13 protein-coding genes and 2 pseudogenes are annotated in these 17,711 nt (G+C 36.7%); 12 read left to right on the top strand and 3 right to left on the bottom strand.

Annotation, left to right across the window (positions count from 1 at the left end; translation table 11 throughout):
* The first annotated feature begins 612 nt into the window (after positions 1 to 612).
* The 4 genes and pseudogenes from AAH582_RS14475 (at position 613) to AAH582_RS14460 (ending at position 3,027) form a co-directional block, all read left to right on the top strand.
* Positions 613 to 1,479 carry a hypothetical protein gene (locus AAH582_RS14475; RefSeq protein ID WP_343318233.1) on the top strand — a complete coding sequence of 289 codons (867 nt, stop codon included), beginning with the start codon at positions 613 to 615 and terminating at the stop codon, positions 1,477 to 1,479.
* Positions 1,480 to 1,636: 157 nt separating this feature from the next.
* A pseudogene (locus AAH582_RS24875) lies at positions 1,637 to 1,863 on the top strand (transposase); the annotation flags it as partial.
* 376 nt (positions 1,864 to 2,239) lie between these two features.
* Complete coding sequence (locus AAH582_RS14465) at positions 2,240 to 2,443, top strand: hypothetical protein (protein ID WP_343318229.1); 204 nt, start codon at positions 2,240 to 2,242, stop codon at positions 2,441 to 2,443.
* Positions 2,444 to 2,505: 62 nt separating this feature from the next.
* Complete coding sequence (locus tag AAH582_RS14460) at positions 2,506 to 3,027, top strand: hypothetical protein (RefSeq protein WP_343318227.1); 522 nt, start codon at positions 2,506 to 2,508, stop codon at positions 3,025 to 3,027.
* Positions 3,028 to 3,165: 138 nt separating this feature from the next.
* Here AAH582_RS14460 and AAH582_RS14455 read toward each other — a convergent pair whose 3' ends face one another.
* Entirely contained in the window at positions 3,166 to 3,522 is a 357-nt protein-coding gene (locus AAH582_RS14455) for an NINE protein (RefSeq protein WP_343318225.1), read from the bottom strand.
* Positions 3,523 to 4,080: 558 nt separating this feature from the next.
* Here AAH582_RS14455 and AAH582_RS14450 point away from each other — a divergent pair.
* The gene (locus AAH582_RS14450) at positions 4,081 to 4,677 is read left to right on the top strand and encodes an SHOCT domain-containing protein (protein WP_343318223.1); all 597 of its coding nucleotides are present in this window, start codon (positions 4,081 to 4,083) and stop codon (positions 4,675 to 4,677) included.
* 56 nt (positions 4,678 to 4,733) lie between these two features.
* On the top strand, positions 4,734 to 4,868 hold the full coding sequence (locus AAH582_RS14445) for a hypothetical protein (RefSeq protein WP_262896295.1): 135 nt from the start codon (positions 4,734 to 4,736) through the stop codon (positions 4,866 to 4,868).
* Positions 4,869 to 5,096: 228 nt separating this feature from the next.
* On the opposite strand, the gene dapB is transcribed toward AAH582_RS14445, so the two are convergent.
* Entirely contained in the window at positions 5,097 to 5,891 is a 795-nt protein-coding gene (dapB, locus tag AAH582_RS14440; RefSeq protein WP_343318221.1) for a 4-hydroxy-tetrahydrodipicolinate reductase, read from the bottom strand.
* 367 nt (positions 5,892 to 6,258) lie between these two features.
* Positions 6,259 to 6,780 (bottom strand): YdeI/OmpD-associated family protein, encoded by a 522-nt coding sequence (locus AAH582_RS14435; protein ID WP_343318220.1) that lies wholly within the window; start codon positions 6,778 to 6,780, stop codon positions 6,259 to 6,261.
* A gap of 191 nt (positions 6,781 to 6,971) precedes the next feature.
* Between AAH582_RS14435 and AAH582_RS14430 the strand changes: the two genes are divergently transcribed.
* The 6 genes and pseudogenes from AAH582_RS14430 to AAH582_RS14400 all read left to right on the top strand — a co-directional run bounded on the left by AAH582_RS14430 (position 6,972) and on the right by AAH582_RS14400 (position 17,385).
* Complete coding sequence (locus AAH582_RS14430; RefSeq protein WP_343318218.1) at positions 6,972 to 7,235, top strand: hypothetical protein; 264 nt, start codon at positions 6,972 to 6,974, stop codon at positions 7,233 to 7,235.
* A 469-nt stretch (positions 7,236 to 7,704) separates the two neighbouring features.
* Positions 7,705 to 10,965 (top strand): hypothetical protein, encoded by a 3,261-nt coding sequence (locus AAH582_RS14425; protein ID WP_343318216.1) that lies wholly within the window; start codon positions 7,705 to 7,707, stop codon positions 10,963 to 10,965.
* Positions 10,966 to 10,975: 10 nt separating this feature from the next.
* Positions 10,976 to 14,374 (top strand): DUF6443 domain-containing protein, encoded by a 3,399-nt coding sequence (locus AAH582_RS14420; RefSeq protein ID WP_343318215.1) that lies wholly within the window; start codon positions 10,976 to 10,978, stop codon positions 14,372 to 14,374.
* Positions 14,375 to 14,383: 9 nt separating this feature from the next.
* Positions 14,384 to 14,830, top strand: coding sequence for a tetratricopeptide repeat protein (locus AAH582_RS14415; protein WP_343318214.1), 447 nt, complete (start codon positions 14,384 to 14,386; stop codon positions 14,828 to 14,830).
* Between the two features lie 278 nt (positions 14,831 to 15,108).
* A pseudogene (locus AAH582_RS14405) lies at positions 15,109 to 16,070 on the top strand (IS256 family transposase); the annotation flags it as partial.
* Between the two features lie 427 nt (positions 16,071 to 16,497).
* Complete coding sequence (locus AAH582_RS14400) at positions 16,498 to 17,385, top strand: AraC family transcriptional regulator (RefSeq protein ID WP_343318209.1); 888 nt, start codon at positions 16,498 to 16,500, stop codon at positions 17,383 to 17,385.
* Positions 17,386 to 17,711: the final 326 nt, after the last annotated feature.

Raw genomic sequence — 17,711 nt, 5'->3', positions numbered from 1 at the left:
ATAATAAAAAATTCTACGTTTTTCAATTTGAACCTGATCGAATAGGTTTCTCAGAAGTTGGCGAAAATGCCGGCTTTGATACTATACCTGACAAAATACTTTTGAATTCAGATATGTTAAGACTTGTATTGACGAGTATTGTTTAAAGCAATGTTCTTTTGAATACTTACCTGTTTTGGTATACTTACCTTAATTTTATCATCAACGATTAAGCCCCAGTTTCTAAAAGATATCTTTTTCATTTTTTCTCTAAATCAACGTGGCAATACGTTTTTAAGACAATGTCACAACAGATTCCAGCCGGTCTCATCTTTTCTTTACAAATCGGTGCTCTGCATAAGGGGTTAGTTATTAATCTTGTCCCATTAAGAAGTATTATACCATGATTCTATCCCGATAATTGGAAAATGATAGCGAATAATAAATATAGCTTTACGGATTATAAAATAGCCTTTCATACCAAAAAGACCGGCCGTATATTTACATAAGTGAGGGTGGGTCAAATAATTGAAGTTCGGTAGCGAGCTCGCGCTATTTAAAAATGGTGAATTAAGCTTTGGTGTACTATTTGGTGAGACTATATATATGAGGATAGGTCATAAAAAATACGATATGAGAAAAAAAATAATAGCATTTATGTCAATGTTCTTACTGTACGTTTTTGCTTTTGGACAAGGCACACAGAAAACTAAACCCCAGATAAAAACTGAGGAAATAACCTACCATGGAATAGCGGGGCGGCCTATTAACAGAATCGATATGCAAGGACTGGATCAATATAAAGAGTACAATTTAGATGGTACCGTTTCAAATACTTATATCGTAGAGTTTGACAAAAGCAAGAATAAAAATAATTACAATTTAAATGAAAGATATATCTATGAAAAAGGAAAACTCTGCAAAATAGAACTAATTGGCACAGGTACGGCGGATAAATATGGGGAGATTTTGTTCTCTTATAATGAACAGAAACAATTGACAAAGAAGATTGAAAACCGGTACGAAGGCAATAGGTTAAATCTGAATCAATTTAGCGCATACACAGATTATTTTTATAATGAAAATGACGAAACAGTAAAACGTTATGAATACGACGAAACAAAAAAAGAGTTTTTGTTAGTTTCTATTGTCACTAAAATATATGATCGGAATAAAAATATGATTCAAGAAAAAACTGACAATTTTGATGGCAATATATCAGGGGTTGTTGATATCAGATATGACAATTCAAATAAACCAATCGAGCTAAATTCTTCTTATTTTAAAGAAACAAAAAATTATAAATACAATTCACATGGCGATATAGAAGAAGAAATAAGCAGATCTGAAGAAAGCCCTACCATACAATCATCAACCTATTCATATATTTATGATAATTATGAAAATTGGGTTGAACAAAAGCAGATTATTAAAAGAAATCCTAAAGACGAATTTGAAGGTGGAATTTTAATAAAAAGAAAGATCGAATATTATGAATAAAACGACCTCTAAAAAGTGGTATTGAGACTGTAACGTAAACTGTGTCATAGGAATAATTCAATAAGATTATTTATATTCAATTATTCAAACGACACGGTCATGAAAGAAAAAGACCCATTCGATTTTTCGTTAGTGTTTGTTTTTAAAGGAACGCAAAAGGGCTCCGCTTGAAACTGTTTATCCCTTTGTATTCCTAGACTGTATGCACATCAAGGTTCGCCAGAATGGAACTGTTGAATCGAGGGCTATCTATAATACCTGGGAGTTGGTATGGATGGTAGAAAAGATCTGATCGGTCTTTATAGCTCAGAAAATGAGGGAGCTAAGTTCTGGCTTTCAGTTCTTATAGATTTAAAGCAACGTGGCGTTGAAGACATCCTTATTTTAAAGTAAAAGACACGGCTAAAAAAGATACTATTCGACCTTCCGTTGAAGGAACCGGAGCTGAAAGATCTTTTAAAATCTTACCCGATAATAAACTTTTGGCGGATACACTCATAATGCATATCGGTGATACTCCGGCAGATAAGTTGGTGTTGAAAATGAAAAATTCCGATGGCCCATGTTCCAATCCGATAGTAGTTGAAGTGCTACTTAATGATGTTAAATTAAATTACGATCAAGGCAAAGGCCAACTTATGAAATAATTTTTTAACCAAATAAATCAATATTATTATGAGAAATTTATCAGAACTATTAAACGATACACGCAGGGGTGTGCGCAATGCATGTTCTCACCTGGAATAATAAAGAAGAAAAAATGCAAGAAATAACAGCAGATGGAAAATTTGAAGTGGAGGGAAATGTTTTCATTGAAAGGCGTTATTATTTTAAAGCGGATAGCAAACCTTACCATGAAGATAAAATTGCTTTTACTGGACTGGCGGGGGAATATGAGTATAAAGTAAAAAAAAGAACAAAAAGAATTACATACTCATTCTGTATCTTGATGCAAGATGAATAATCTTGCTATAAGAAAAGTGATAAATAATTATATTGTTGCCATCTAAACCTAACAGAATTAGAATGATGAAAATTAAATATTCTTTTGTTGTATTTTTATATGCCTATTTGAACCAAATTGACCTTTCTTTGGATAGAAGTAGGTGGGAATCCATTGATAAGTTGAGGGATTTTTATAGTACCCAAATTTCTCCTAAAAAAGTTGCAAATTATCTCATTGATAAGTTGGGACTAAACGTTGAAAAATTAAATTATTTGTTTTTTATTAATGAAGAATCTATGTGGGATAAAATTAAAGATTCATTATTATCTTCCTTAAAGAGAGATGTTATTTTGGAAGACGATAAAGTATACTTTTTATGTCAGAAATTATTGCTTTTGGATAATTTCTTAGAGAATGGCGAGCAGGTGCATAGATTAGAAATTGAGAAATTAAGGATAGAATTTTCTAAACTGAATTATGGTACAATCAAGTTTAAACTTGCTAAGAAGGATCGTTTAAAGGCGAACAATATTGAACATTTCTTGCAAAACGAAATTTTACGAACAATTAAAATTTGTGAGTTTAATAAAGGTTATTTTTAAATCAAAATGGTCATCTGACCAAACTGCCTCCTTTAACCGTTATAAGGGTGCCAATTTGACGCTCTCTTTTCCCAGGTCATAGCTAATAAGGCCTCCCTTGACATTCATCAAGGGAGGCTTTATTAGCTATTTTATCCTTTAAAGCAGCTTACGTTTTGCGTCCTCAAATTCGGCTTGTGTAAGTATTCCTTTTTCCATCAATCCATGTAATCGCTCTATTTCATTTGCAGCATCCTTTTGGGGAATGGGGGAGGTAGGCACATAATTATGAATGATGGGTTGCGAAAAATATACACGGTTATATTTCATATCAAAACTCTCTTTACTCATTGCTAGAAAAACGATAAAGTCAATCAAAGCGATAACTGCGGGTATAAGCGTCCAGCAGAAAAGGAGATAAAGGAAGCCTAATCCGGTCTGCCCTAGGTAAAATCTATGTGCACCAAATCCTCCAAGAAAAAATGCCATTAAAGCTGCGGTTGTTTTATCTTTCATATGTTGTTGATTAATGTAGTTTGTATTGTCTTTTCAAACCTATGGATTGCTTTTCAAGTCTTCTTACGGTTTCCCATAAGCAATCCTGCTTTCAAACCAATACCTTAGCCTTACAGTTTGTAATAATCTTGAAAGTTAATATCTGTAAACATATTAATTCAGCATTTTTTAATATGTGCCTTGGTTAAATTTCCTGTTTTTGATTTTAAACAAGCTAAGGTTTCCTTTACTCTAAGCTATTTAAAGTTTAAATGAACTGTTTTAATAGGGGTGGTTTCCACCAAGCCATCTCATAAGTCCGTCTCTAGCTTGCCTCATTCGTCGTCTGTCATATTTGCCACTCGACGGTAATGATCTTCCCTTAATTTGCGACGACCATATTTCGTATTCGGATTATAAGGTTTTCTTTGCGCCATGTTGTTGCAGATGGTTATAAGATTAAATAGAATCTACTAGCAAATCTCAGCCTTTCTTTTACTTTCTCCTTACGGGTTCCCGTATAATTTCATTTTAAAGAAGCTTTAGTTTTGCTTCAAGTTATTATAAAGAACATAGACAATGGAAATATTTTTAGGATGGATTATCTTTTCGTTAGCAGTGGGTGCTATTGGCGTTAATAGAAATATAGGTTTTGCCGGAGCATTCTTTCTTTCATTATTCCTATCTCCGGTTATAGGACTCATTTTTACTCTGGTGTCTAAATCAGACGAGCAACTCAGATTTGAAACGGAATTGCTTTCACATACAAAAAAGCAAACCGATGGCATCTTAAATGCTGGTCATAAATCATTTACAGATGAGTTATTTAAACTTAAGACATTGTTGGACTCCGGTCTGATTAGCAGGGAGGAGTTCGAGTCGGAAAAGGAGAATTTAAGACGAAATGCCCCTATTAAGAAAACGGTACTCGCCTTATATTGCTCGCAGACTCCAAGTATGTCAGGAACACTTATGGTAAGGGTGGGGGATATAGGAGGTTTCGTTACTTTACCTTGGAGTAAGAATGATGCAATAGATTTTAATGTACAGACAGATGAAGTGAAGGTGGTGATTAGTCCTAAATCAGTATTCGCGAGCGAAAAGACCGTATATCTTAAAACTATCAAAGATGAGGCTGCTTATTACGATATTTTTGAAGTCTATAGCAGGTCATAGGCTATTAGAAATATGCGGCTATGAATAAACATACTTTATAAATAAATTTCAAAATTATGGCACTAAAACCAGGACCAAAAAGAATTGCCGAATCGACAGGCAAACCAGACAGACGCCAAAGAGACAACAAAGAAACTCCAGGCAATACGCCTTCTTTATCTCCTCCAAAAAGACAACAAGGGAAGAAGTAGTATTTTTTCATAATACACAATGCAAAGTTATTTGCATTGTGTATTTAAATATTCTAAGGATCTCAATGCCTGCTGAAATGAAGGTTATTAATCGTTGATGAGGGGTGTATGCATCGGCAATGGAGAATAAGAGCATTTATGTAAAACGGTTATATCGAACGGCTCAACCGAAGCTTAAGTGGTCCGCATCAGGTATGCTCACATTCCTGCTGATAATTTTAATCTGATTTAGAAATCCATTACTGTGTCCAAGCCGCGTTTGAGTCCCTTAAATGTGTCTATTTTATTTAAAGCTATAAAAATGCCTTTAAGATAAGGTGCTGCGCCGCTTCCTGCTTCGTGTTTAATATTCAGTCTTTCGTCTTCCATACCAAAGATTGTTTCGACACCGAGTATATGACCCGGAAGGCGAACTGCGTGGACTTGAATGCCATTGATTGTAGCTCCCCTCGTTTCTTTATAACCAATGGTGTTTTCTATAGGCACATCCAAAACTGGTTTTTGAATCTTAGAAAGGCGATAGGCAAGTTCAGCAACTGTTCCACTTGGGGCATCTACCTTCTTTTGGGAAGCATAGTCTATTATTTCGAAGTGATCAATATATTTTGCTGCAGTTTCCGAAAATCTTTGCAATAAAACAGCCGTTATTGAAAAATTACCAGCAGCTAACACAGATACATTTTTTTCCTCTGCAAGCGAGCCGATCTCTTCATATTCCAGATCTGAAAGCCCCGATGTACCAACAATACTATTTTTTCCATTCTTAATTGAAGCTATAATATTTTTCTTTGCAATTTTTGGGGATGTAAAATCAACCAAAATATCAAAATCCACCTTTTCAATTGCTTTTTCAATTGAATCAAATAGCGGAATTACCGCTTGATCTAAACCTAAAATGTCCGATAAATTTTCTTCAGATCTTGATAGCCCACCGACTAATGTATAATCTGAACTAGCCACGATCGCTTTGCTCAATTCTTTACCGACCCAACCTGTGGCTCCGGCTATAAAAACTTTTTTCATACTAATTTCTATTTTATTTATTCTACTTCAAATACAACCTGTATTTCTACAGATCAATTTTTCGGTATAGATGAGTGACCAGGTGCTACCATGTTCATTTTTTTCATGCCTACCGATATTGTTAAATGATAGTATAAAGTTAGCATATGTTTTTTTATTAAATTTGCCAATAACTATATGCAAAACGACAAGAATAAATGTGGCTTAATTATTTTGATTGCGTCTAATTTATCTGCATCAAATCCCGGGACAATGTCGATGATATGTATGGCCCGAGCAGAGAGGGAATTAAGGTCAAAATTATTGGATTGACTGTCAGTTAAATTAGTGAAACGATGTGTGTAAATCCCACAGATTACGTGTTTCGCTATCGCATATGTCTTGGTTTTAGATGTAGTGCTGCACTTTCTACAACCTCAGCTATGCGCTTTTGTCTAGTTTCCGGTTTTCTGACGAGGATAATCCAGCCCAATATTATTTTTCTTGATGATTTGCTCAGACTTAGAAAATATTCTCTCGAACCAGTATGTTTTTCGAAAGCAATTTCTAAGTCATTTGGAATGATCAGATCTTCAACTTCATCTAAAATTGCCCATGATCCATTTTGTTTTGCAACTTCCACGCATGCTAAACCCGCCTCTGTCAATCGCCCACTTTCACTGAGTTGCTTAACTTTTTCTTTGTTGATTTTTGACCAGTTGCTTTCCGGTTTACGTTTGGTAAAAAATTGCATGTAAGAGGAATCGTCAATCGTCTTTCTTGTGCTGTCAATCCAGCCGAAGCAAAGCGCTTCGACAACGGCCTCACTCCAACTTATTGAAGGAATATTCGACTTTTTTGTATAAAAGACAAGCCAAACTGACTGTCTGGACAGATGGTTTTCATCCAACCATTGTCTCCAATCTGTTTGGCTTTGCGGACAATAGGCGATTACATATAAAAAATGTGAAACCCTAAATATCTTTATTGTACATAGTTTTACTAATATGGTTAGCAATGTTATAGAGTACAATCTCTAGAATCTTTTGCCGAAATCGGGTAATGTACGCTCAAATTACCGTGTATGATAAAAGCATGGGTATGAAAGATTATCATCTTTACAACAAAAATGGTCTTGCTTTTTATGCTTTCAGGAAATCTCAGGGAGTGTGGCAATTTGTACACGGTGTACTTGCCGATGACATCAATGAGGTGTGCTTTGACGCTCTTATACTTCGCTTTGATACGGATGTGCCTGAGTTGCTTTATCATCATGGAAAACGCCAGGTAGTGGAAGTACGGGCCAATAAATACAGCCTTTGGCATATTTATCTCAATAATGCTTATTCTATTGCCCTATGTTGAAGCAACGCTATGAAATCATATCTATACTTTTTCTATTATTAATCAATTTATCGTAGTAATTGAGTTATAATTTGGATAGCATTTCCCCTGATGTATACCAAATCCAACTGGCAAAAATAGAAATCAATTATTTAGCCTGATAAGGGCATGAGGAACAAATTAATTATAATATAATTTCTTCTTAATAAATGATTAATGTGTTTTACTTTTTTTTGTTGCAAGTATTTTAATCAAACAACGTCTTGATGATAATGATATTAGCTGATATTAAATTTGTATTTACATTTTTTTCGCTATACCAAAATAAGCTCAGCTCTATTGCTCAATTTAACTTTAGGGATCGTTATCAATGTTTCTGTTGCAGTTGTCGATTAAATTTATGTTTTGATTAATCTGTTGTGATCTTGTGTGTGATACTTTCTACAGAAGACCATTTGAAATTATTGAACCCCACTTTAAAATATAATTCATGAAAATAAGAAAGTTTTTGCTACAGGTTTTACTCGTGTGTATCAGTTTGCAAAACGCGAGTTATGCGCAAATAGATATCAAATCTATTGTCGATATAACACCTCCAAATGTGAGCAATTTTGAGAAGGTGAATAATGTTGAGATTAACAGAGCAACTGGTACGGTCAATTATGATATTAATATTTACTCCCTGGCAGTAGAGGCGGGACTGAATATCCCAATAAGTTTGAATTACAACAACAACGGTTTCAAGCCACAGAGTATTCCAAGCTGGGTTGGTCATTCGTGGAGTGCCAATCCCGGGGGTTTTATTATTCAGGAAGTTCGGGGGCATGATGATCTAAGTAGTAATGTTGGCCTAGCTCAGGCAAGCATTAAAAAGAAACTGAATGATTATTTGAGCAATGCTTATTCGACTCTGGAAAAGTATACGTATAAAAAAGATATCTTCGAAGGAAAATACGATGCCGAATACGATTTATTTCAGGTTAGTCTGCCCACAGATAATTTTGGCTTCTATCTTAATGATAACCAGGTCAAGACCACAAATTTTAGATCTTTCAAGATCGATGTTACCCAGAATTCAATCCAAATTACAGACGATCGCGGCATAAAATATTCCTTCAATGAAAGATATAGTTCCTCTTCGGGCGGAAGTATGAGTGAAATGGGATATCCGATTACAGGTGGTGTTATGATATGGTATCTGAACGAGATTATTACTCCAAATGGGAAAAAGGTAACATTTGAATATGTTGATGATTATTCGTACAGATTAAGAACAAACTTACTGACCGTGTATTATGGCCCGGATCAATACACTGGGGATGGTGTATGTGGTAATGGCACGGGACAATACAACTCGTCAGTATTGAATTATAGCAACCAGCGGGTTATATCATCGATAAAACTTGACGATATTCAGATCCGATTTAACACAGTAACCAGAAATGACTTGGTTGGGACAGACAATAAAAAGGGTAAGGCGCTATCAGGAATTGATATTCAAAAAGGAACTTCAATTATTGAAAGCTATAGATTTAATTATTTTAATACAAAAAGACTGACGCTTACCAGTATAGAAAAAAAAGACACAAAGACCAATGTGTTTCAGTCATGGTACGCTTTTAAATACCATCAAGCTGGTTCAGATAAAATTCAAGACTTTCCGTTGGCCGGCGAAAACAACATGAATGTCAGTGAGGACCATTGGGGCTTTTACAATAGGAAAATCGCTTATGATTATAGTATTCCGACGTTTGATTATTCCAAGTTTATGCCCGCTCATGCGGTACCGCCCAACAATACAATCCGTTCTGATAAAAATGCTGATGCAGAAGCTTCCAGAATGGGAATGCTGATTGAAATACAGACGCCCACCAAGGGTAAAGTATTATTCAATTATGAGCCGAACACAATAAGTTTTCCGGATTTGGGAAGTATTCCTTATGAAATTGCCTATGGTGCCAAATACGATATGACCCGTACAACTGTACTTGACACCGAGGTCGACTGTAGAGCAGCATCAAATTGGGGTAATGCTTCTGGAGAATTTCAAATATTGGAAGACAATAACTATGAAATTTGGTGGTCCATAGGCCGTGATCCCAATGATAATGTTAATGGTGGAGGGATTGATATCTATGATCTAAATGGACCGTCTGAGGATAATATTTTTAGTCGATCAGAAATTAATAGTCCAAGCGGTAGCAGTACAATCAGTTTGAAAAAGGGTAGATACAAATATCTTTTAAATGCCGGATGTGATTACGAAGAAGGCTATAGCAACTTTGCCAGTCTACGTATTGAATTCACAAAGAAGTCTAACATTTCATTACAGGTCGGAGGGAATAGGGTGAAAGAAATTAAATATGAGGATCAGGGGAAATTGCAGCATGCAGAAACTTTTAGCTATGAAGATCCAAAGCTTATAAATTCACCTAAATATATTTCTACGACCGATGTATTTGGTTATACTACTCAGGGCCCCCATATCCCCAGTCATAATTGTGGGTACCGTTATAATGTACATTCTCATAATCTCGTGCCATTTTCACCTTATGATCTATTATATGGTAAAGTAACAAAAGACAATGGCGCGGGTAAAGTAGTATCGTACTATAATCGGGAAACTTCTAGCTATGGTAGCTACAATGTAAGGCCATATCCTACACCTTTTGCATTATCATGGCGAGATCCCTCGCTTCTACGTGAAGACTATATCAGAGATGACGGTGTTCTTGTGCAAAAAAAAGTATTTACTTATACAAATCCCCCTCTAAATTCACAGTTGGACAATGGAGTTAAATTTGATAAACTCTATCTCTTGATGAATGGAATGGAAAGAGAGGATGACCACCTAAGATATTTTACTGAAGCGCTAACGCCGGTAGGTTCAGATAAATTTGCGTTATCCTCTGAAACAGTCGTTACTTATTCGGGAGTGGATTCCGTGGTTAATACTACAAATTATACCTATTCAGATCCAGATTTTTATCCGGCAGTAAAGACTGTCAATAATTCGCTAAAAGGGAAGGTAGTAAGTATCACAAATTATATAAATGACTATCTAAGCAATACACAATTCGATGTTCTTAAAGGTAAGAATATTATCAAGAATCCGATAGAGGCCGTTGAGTTAAGCGTAGAAGCGGGTATTGAAAAAATAGTTGGCGGAACAATAACCAACTATGATGCATTTGGTAACCTTAGCAAATATACTCGTCTAGAAACTGCGGCATTTATACCGAAATCTAGTTTTAAATTTAGCAGTCGCACTATGGGCACTATACCGCCTATGGGAACGAAACAGAGTTATATTCCTGATATCCGCTATAAGGATGAAGTCGCTATTTTACAGCGGGACATCTATAATAATCCCCTGGAAATTAGAAAGCTGTCCGAACCACACACAGTGTACCTCTGGGGTTACAACGGTCAATATCTGATAGCGGAAATAAAAAACGCGACTTATTTGGAAGTCTCTACGTTGCTGACCCAAGCCGTGATTGATGGGTTGAATCTGTCGACTGTCTCGGATGCCAGTATAAATGCAGCTATGGTCAAGTTAAGAGCTGGACTTCCAAAAGCTATGGTGACCAGTTATACCTACAAGCCATTAACCGGAATGACCAGCAAAACCGATCCAAAAGGGATTACAGAATCTTATCTATATGACGGTTTTCGACGTCTACAGGCTGTTTTGGATCATCTGAATAATGTGACCACTTCTATCGACTATCATTATCGTTCCAATTAAGCAGTATACTATGAAAAAGAAAATTTTAACACTATTTTCCCTTGTTGTAGCGAGCCTTGTCCAGGGGCAAGTATTACCCAAGGATACTACATTGATTGCCTATACCAATCAGACAAGTATCCGTGCACTAAATAGTATTACGCTTAAGGACGGGTTTTATATCCCGTCTGGAAAGAATGTTACGATAGGCATTTCCGCATTTCCAAACCTAGTGAGTACTCCCACTGTTGGTCAAAATTACATATTGACCAAATCTTTTCGTGTTGGAGGTGTGACACCTCAAACCGTGAATGCAACACGTAGTATTGCTGACGAAAACCAAACGGTCCAATATTTCGATGGGCTAGGTAGGCCGAGTCAATCAATCCAGCTGATGGCGAGCCCGACCTATAAAGATATTGTTCAACATATCGAATACGACGAATTTGGGCGTGAGGCCATCAAATATTTGCCCTACGTCAAAAATGTGACCGGAAATGGATCATTTAATGCAAATGCAAAAGCGGATCAACTGACCTATTATTCAAAAACAAATACATGGGAAATGGATATCGCCAAGACGGATTATCCTTTTGCTGTGTCATTATTTGATAACAGTCCACTTAATCGGATAGAGGAACAAGGATTCCCGGGGGCTGCTTGGCAGTTGCCTGTAGATCGAAACTTGGTCACTTCTGCGATGACGAGTGGTAGGACTTTGGTGATCGAGAATGGTACCAATGGAGTAAATGACGTTAAGCTTTGGACTGTCGACGCATCTGGTAATGGTGCTAACGCTACATTTTATGGCGTAGGACAGCTTAATCGTACAACTACTAAAGATGAGAATTGGGTGAAAGCAGACGGCCGGGCAGGCACAATAGATGAATATAAAGATTTCGACGGCCGGGCTATACTTAAGCGGCAATGGAATATCAATCCACAGACCAAGGTCGTATATCCTCTGGAAACCTACTTTATCTATGATAATTTGGGGAACCTTAGATATGTGCTACCACCGGCTGTATCGGTAATCGCTTTTACCGAAACTGCTAGTGATCCTAACTTTGATAAATATATCTATGCCTATAAATATGATGGTCGTAAACGGATTATAAAGAAAAAAATTCCGGGTAAAGGCTGGGAGTATATGGTCTACAATAAAAACGATCAAGTAGTTTTTAAACGTGATGCCGAGCAGCTTAAGCGAAATGAGTGGAGTTTTACAAAATACGATGCCTTTGGTCGGATCGTGATGAGAGGGGTGGAGGTAGGGCATGTGGGCGATAATCAAGAAGCACTTCGACAAGCATTAACAAACTTTAATGGACCGCTGTGGGAAGAACGGGGTGATGCGTTGGAAAGCTATACAAATAATACAATCCCCCAGAATACAGCTAATATGACCGTGCTGGAGGTCAACTATTATGATAGCTATGACAACATTTCAGGTCTACCTTTTACGGATCATGCCGCTTATAGCAAGAAATTAAAAACATTGCTTACAGCAAGTAAAACAAGGATTCTAGGCAGTACAGAATGGCTATGGAAAGTAAATCATTATGATGACTATGCGCGAATAGTGGATTTGCGAAGTACAAACCATCTTGACGGGACAGATGTCGTAACTAACACTTACAGTTTTGCAGGAGAACTTTTGACTAGTACACGCGTACATACGCCCCAATCCGGCACCGCAGCAAAAATCGTAACAACCAATGATTATGACCACGTGGGGCGGCTGTTTGCCACAAAAGAGAAGATAGGCGCACAGGTCGAAGTGGTACTTATGTCGAATCGTTATAATGAGATCGGTCAACTCCGAACCCGTTATATGGGTAAGGTGGCGACCGAACCGGGTTATGTTGATACGACCAACTATACCTATCACGAGCGCGGTTGGACGAAAAGGATTGCTTCGAACAATTTTACACAGTCGTTTATGTATGAAGATGGAACTGGACGGCAGTACAATGGTAACATTTCAGCATTGTCCTGGCGTTTTGCTCCTGGGGCAACGACAAGTACATTCAATTATACCTACGATAGAACTGGTCGACTTTTGAGCGGTGTAAGTACGCCGGCGGGAGCAACAAGTATGAGCGAAGTGGTAGATTATGATGACATGGGCAATATCAAGACACTTAAACGGGACGCGCTGACTACAACTGCCTATACTTATAATGGTAATAAGCTGACAGGACTGACGGGAGGGCTATCAGGCAATTATACCTATGACGATAATGGTAATGCAAAGACTGACCGAACAGGTATGGCATATACATATAATTATCTGAACCTGCCTCAAACGGCTATTAAAGCAGGTGCAAATGTAACCTTTCTATATGATGCCGCAGGTAAAAAGCTTCAGAAGTTATCGAAGATAGGGACGACGAGTATTGTAACGACCACAAGAGACTATTTGGATGGCATCGAATACAATAATGGCACTATCGAAATTATTCATAACTCTACTGGTTATGCACTAAAAAGCGGCAATAATTTTATTTACCACTACAACCTAACGGATAACTTGGGTAATATTCGTACGACAGTGAAGCGTGGGACGAGTGCTATAGCGGTAGATGTTGTGCAACGTGATAATTATTATCCGTTTGGCAAGCGTAAAGTTGTGGTCGGTGGGTATAATAAGTATCTTTACAATGGTAAGGAGATCCAGGGCGAGCTTGGTGAAACTTATGATTATGGGGCTCGTTTTTATGATGCGGAAGTTGGTAGGTGGTCCGTGGTCGATCCCGCAGCGGAAATCTATCAGTCCTATTCACCATACAATTATGTTCTTAATAGCCCAATCGGTAAATTAGATCCGAATGGGATGTGGGAGAAAAATGACTATGGAGGCTGGTCTACCAATGACCCTGAAGATATTGCCGAATTCCTTCTTCAAAATCAGGGGAAAGATAAGGGGGAAGACCCACCTAAGAAAAGAAATCAAGAAAATAAAGGAACTGAGAAGAAAGACGACAAGAAGAAAGAAGCTGAAAATACTTCCCTAAAAAAAGGAAATGTAGGTAAGGATAAAGCAATGTCTACAGCCTTTACTATTGCACTTGGTACTTCCACTCTTGATGGGCCCTTCCCATTTGGAGAAATAGTAGGAGGAGTGATTATAGGTGGAACAGCAGCCTATGTATACTCATCGGATATTGTCGATCAATGGGATGCGTCATCGACTGCCTCTTTAGGTGTTGACTTTTTTCTAGGTACTAACTTTAATAATGTGTTTACTGGAAAATTTGAAAATCTCTTTTCTGCAGAACACACCAAAGGAGCGAGACCAAGTACCTTAAGTAAGCATCAAAGAGGACAATCTAGAAGAGCAGTCGATAGGGGGGGAGAAAAAGGAGAATCTTTACCTCCAAGAAAAAGACCACCTAATTGGAAAGGGCCATGGCCCCCAAAAAAATAATTATTTAATATGGCAAAAGGAGATAAATTATATTTTAAAGCTCTCGAAGAAGCGAGCAAAAATACTGAGATAGGAAATTCAAATGCACTTGAGTTATTACGGAAAGCGATCGAAAAGAATAACAGTAAAGCGCAATATGCTTTAGCGACTTGGTATCTATATGGGAAAAACGTTAAAAAAGATTATAAAGTAGCCGTGAAGCTCTTGTTCGATTCATCCCTTCAGAACAATGAACTGGCCTGTTTCGATTTAGCTGTTTGTTATGAGAGTGGTTTTGGAGTAAAAAAGAATACGAAAAAAGCTTTCTTATTTTATTCTAAAGCTATTTTACTTGGTGAGAAACAATCTATTTACGAGGTTGGTCGGTGCTATTATTATGGCATTGGGGTTAATAAAAATCTAGAGCTGGCTAGCGTTTATCTTGATATAGCTCGTTTGTATGGAATAGAAACCTAACTATGTTGATCTTAAATGAATCAAAAAATAGTATTAAAAACCACACGGGAATCTGGTTCCTGAGTGTGAAGTTCAAGTTTATAGTTCATTATTTGTGTTTTTTCAGAGAGACTGTAACGTAAACTGTGTCAGAGGAATAATTAAATAAGATTATTTATATTCAATTATTCAAACGACACGGTCATGAAAGAAAAAGACCCATTCGATTTTTCGTTAGTGTCTGTTTTTAAAGGAACTCAAGAGGGCTTCGCCGTTTTGAGCGCTTCAAGGCAGAAGCTATGCAAGGTCTTTACGAAGGTAAAAGTTTATCTCCCAATGATGGCGTCCTAGCGCCGTCAATGAAGCATCTGTTGGAACCCATGATGGATGGAGAACTGGAAAACCACTTGAACGAAGAGAAAGCTTCAGGCAATAGCAACCGGCGAAATGGCAAGACAAAAAGGTTGTCCGAGGCCTCAACACTGGGACATTTGAACTGGAGACAGGCCGGGATAGATCGGGAACGTTCGAGCCTAAAGTAGTACCTAAGAGATAATTAATCATCACTGAACAGCTTGAGGGACACGTGTTGAGCATGTATGCCAAAGGAATGAGCACACGGGCGATAAGCGAGTTTATACGCGAAATGTATGCAATGGAGATCTCTGCCACAGAAATATCGCGTATTACAGAAAGTGTGCTTCCAGCGGTAAATGAGTGGCGTAGCAGGCCTCTTGAAGCTGTTTATCACTTTTTATTCCTAGACTGTATGCACTTCAAGGTTCGCCAGAATGGAACTGTTGAATCGAGGGCTATCTATAATATCCTGGGAGTTGGTATGGATGGTAGAAAAGATCTGATCGGTCTTTATAGCTCAGAAAATGAGGGAGCTAAGTTCTGGCTTTCAGTTCTCACAGATTTAAAGCAACGTGGCGTTGAAGACATCCTTATTGCTTGTATTGATGTTCTAAAAGGGTTTCCTGAGGCCATAGAAGCTATTTTTCCAAAAACAAAGATCCAGTTGTGTATTGTTCACCAGATCAGAACAGGTATGCGTTACGTAACCGAAAAAGATAAAAAGCTTGTCATGGAGGATCTAAAACCGGTCTATAAGGCTGTGAACGAGGAAATGGGATATGAAAACCTACTGTCTTTTGAAGAAAAATGGGTCAAGAAATACCCCCTTGCCGCCAAATCCTGGATGGATAACTGGACCAATCTTTCTACTTTCTTTGAGTACGAGGATCAGGTTCGCAAGATTGCCACCTACAATCAATGGAATTAATGGCCGTCTGCCTGTTCTGCTACGCTGGTTGAAGGAAGAATGCCCAGATATCGTATGCCTACAGGAGTTGAAGGCGCCAAAGGACAGATTTCCATTGAAAGCGATCAATGATGCATTGATAAATCCCTTGATATTTTTTTAGAATTTCCAGTGCTTTACCCGTATGTCATTAATTTACATTGGTGAATTTTAATTACTTAATAGCCACTACCAATATCTTTCTGAAAATCGCCTGCAAGTTTCTTCCTTGAACATTTTTTTAAAAAAAAATCAAGATCATTTTTAGAATTAATAGAAATTTCCTATTTTTATAGGAACTGTTATGTGCTAGCGGTTGAACTCTTATAAATTATCGCTAGCTACCAATTAATATAAACTTTTTAAAGGATAAGACTTGATTTTTATGCAAAATAAATCAGAAGGGGATGCTTTGTCGAGTGCCTGTGAACAACAACATGTATTTATTGATCAGTTAGATTCGAATATTTATTATAGTCTAATCCAAAAGCCGGTTAGGATTGACGTTCCTCAAAAAACGGGATATTTTAATATAGTATTGTTTGAGGAAGGAAATGGAGTTATCAAGATAGACGGCCAATCATATGAAATACAAAAATCGAAAGTGTTTGTGCTATTACCAGGTCAATACGGAAGTGGTAATATTTTACGGGGAACAGTTGCCCATCATCTTATGGCCAGAACCGAAGTGTACCATTCAATCAGCTCTGTAACTTCCTTTCCTATAGGTAAACTTAAACTAACTCCAGAACTCAATTTATCGCGTAAAATTTTCGATAATCTACGTGATGAAATAATAAAAATAAAAGATATTTTAGCTGAATCAAGTGGTAATTATTCTGAAAATGAGGATGTTGTTATAAATAGATTGAAAACTATTTATTTAATGTTAAAAGCTGAATGCATGAATATTCGAAATTTAGAAGTCTTTGACGTTACACATCCTGCTGTTGATAAATTTGTACAGTTAGTAGAAGAGAACTTTAGAACTTATAAAAATGTCAATTTTTATGCGGAGCAAATTCATATACAATCCAATTATCTCAATATTTTATGTAAATCAGTTCTAAAGGTGTCTGCTAAACAGTTGATAAAGAATAGAATTATTGAAGAAGCAAAAATACTTTTGCTCTCGTCCAATAAATCTGTGAAACAGATATCTTTTGAGTTAGGGACTATAAACTCCAACCAATTTTCATTATTTTTTAAGAAGGAAACTGGTCTCAGTCCTAAAGAGTTTTTCAAATTGCGTAAACTTGAAACTTTAGCGTAAATGATGTCAAATTAATTTAGATCATCCATATGAAGGTACTTTCCCATAGCTTTCATTTACAATCTTTCGTTTAAACCGAATATTTATTAAAATCTATGTTTATTATCATTAAACATTAAGGTGTTAGTTTTTAATGATTTAATGTTATTAAATCTATTGTTTATCAATATTAAAATGTGTTTTGTTAATCAAAAATCAATGAAATTGTTATTTTTTTAAATGATTTTGCGATTTTTTTAATTAGAATTCTTTGATAAATTAGTTTTATCAATCCAATTATAAAAAAATCTTTTAGCGAGATCAATATGCTTATAACGGTAAATATA

Origin of the sequence: Sphingobacterium multivorum, from assembly GCF_039511225.1 — a bacterium.
Lineage (GTDB): Bacteria > Bacteroidota > Bacteroidia > Sphingobacteriales > Sphingobacteriaceae > Sphingobacterium.
The sequence above is the reverse complement of the archived record's forward strand: the minus strand, read 5'-3'. Positions and strand labels throughout refer to the sequence as shown.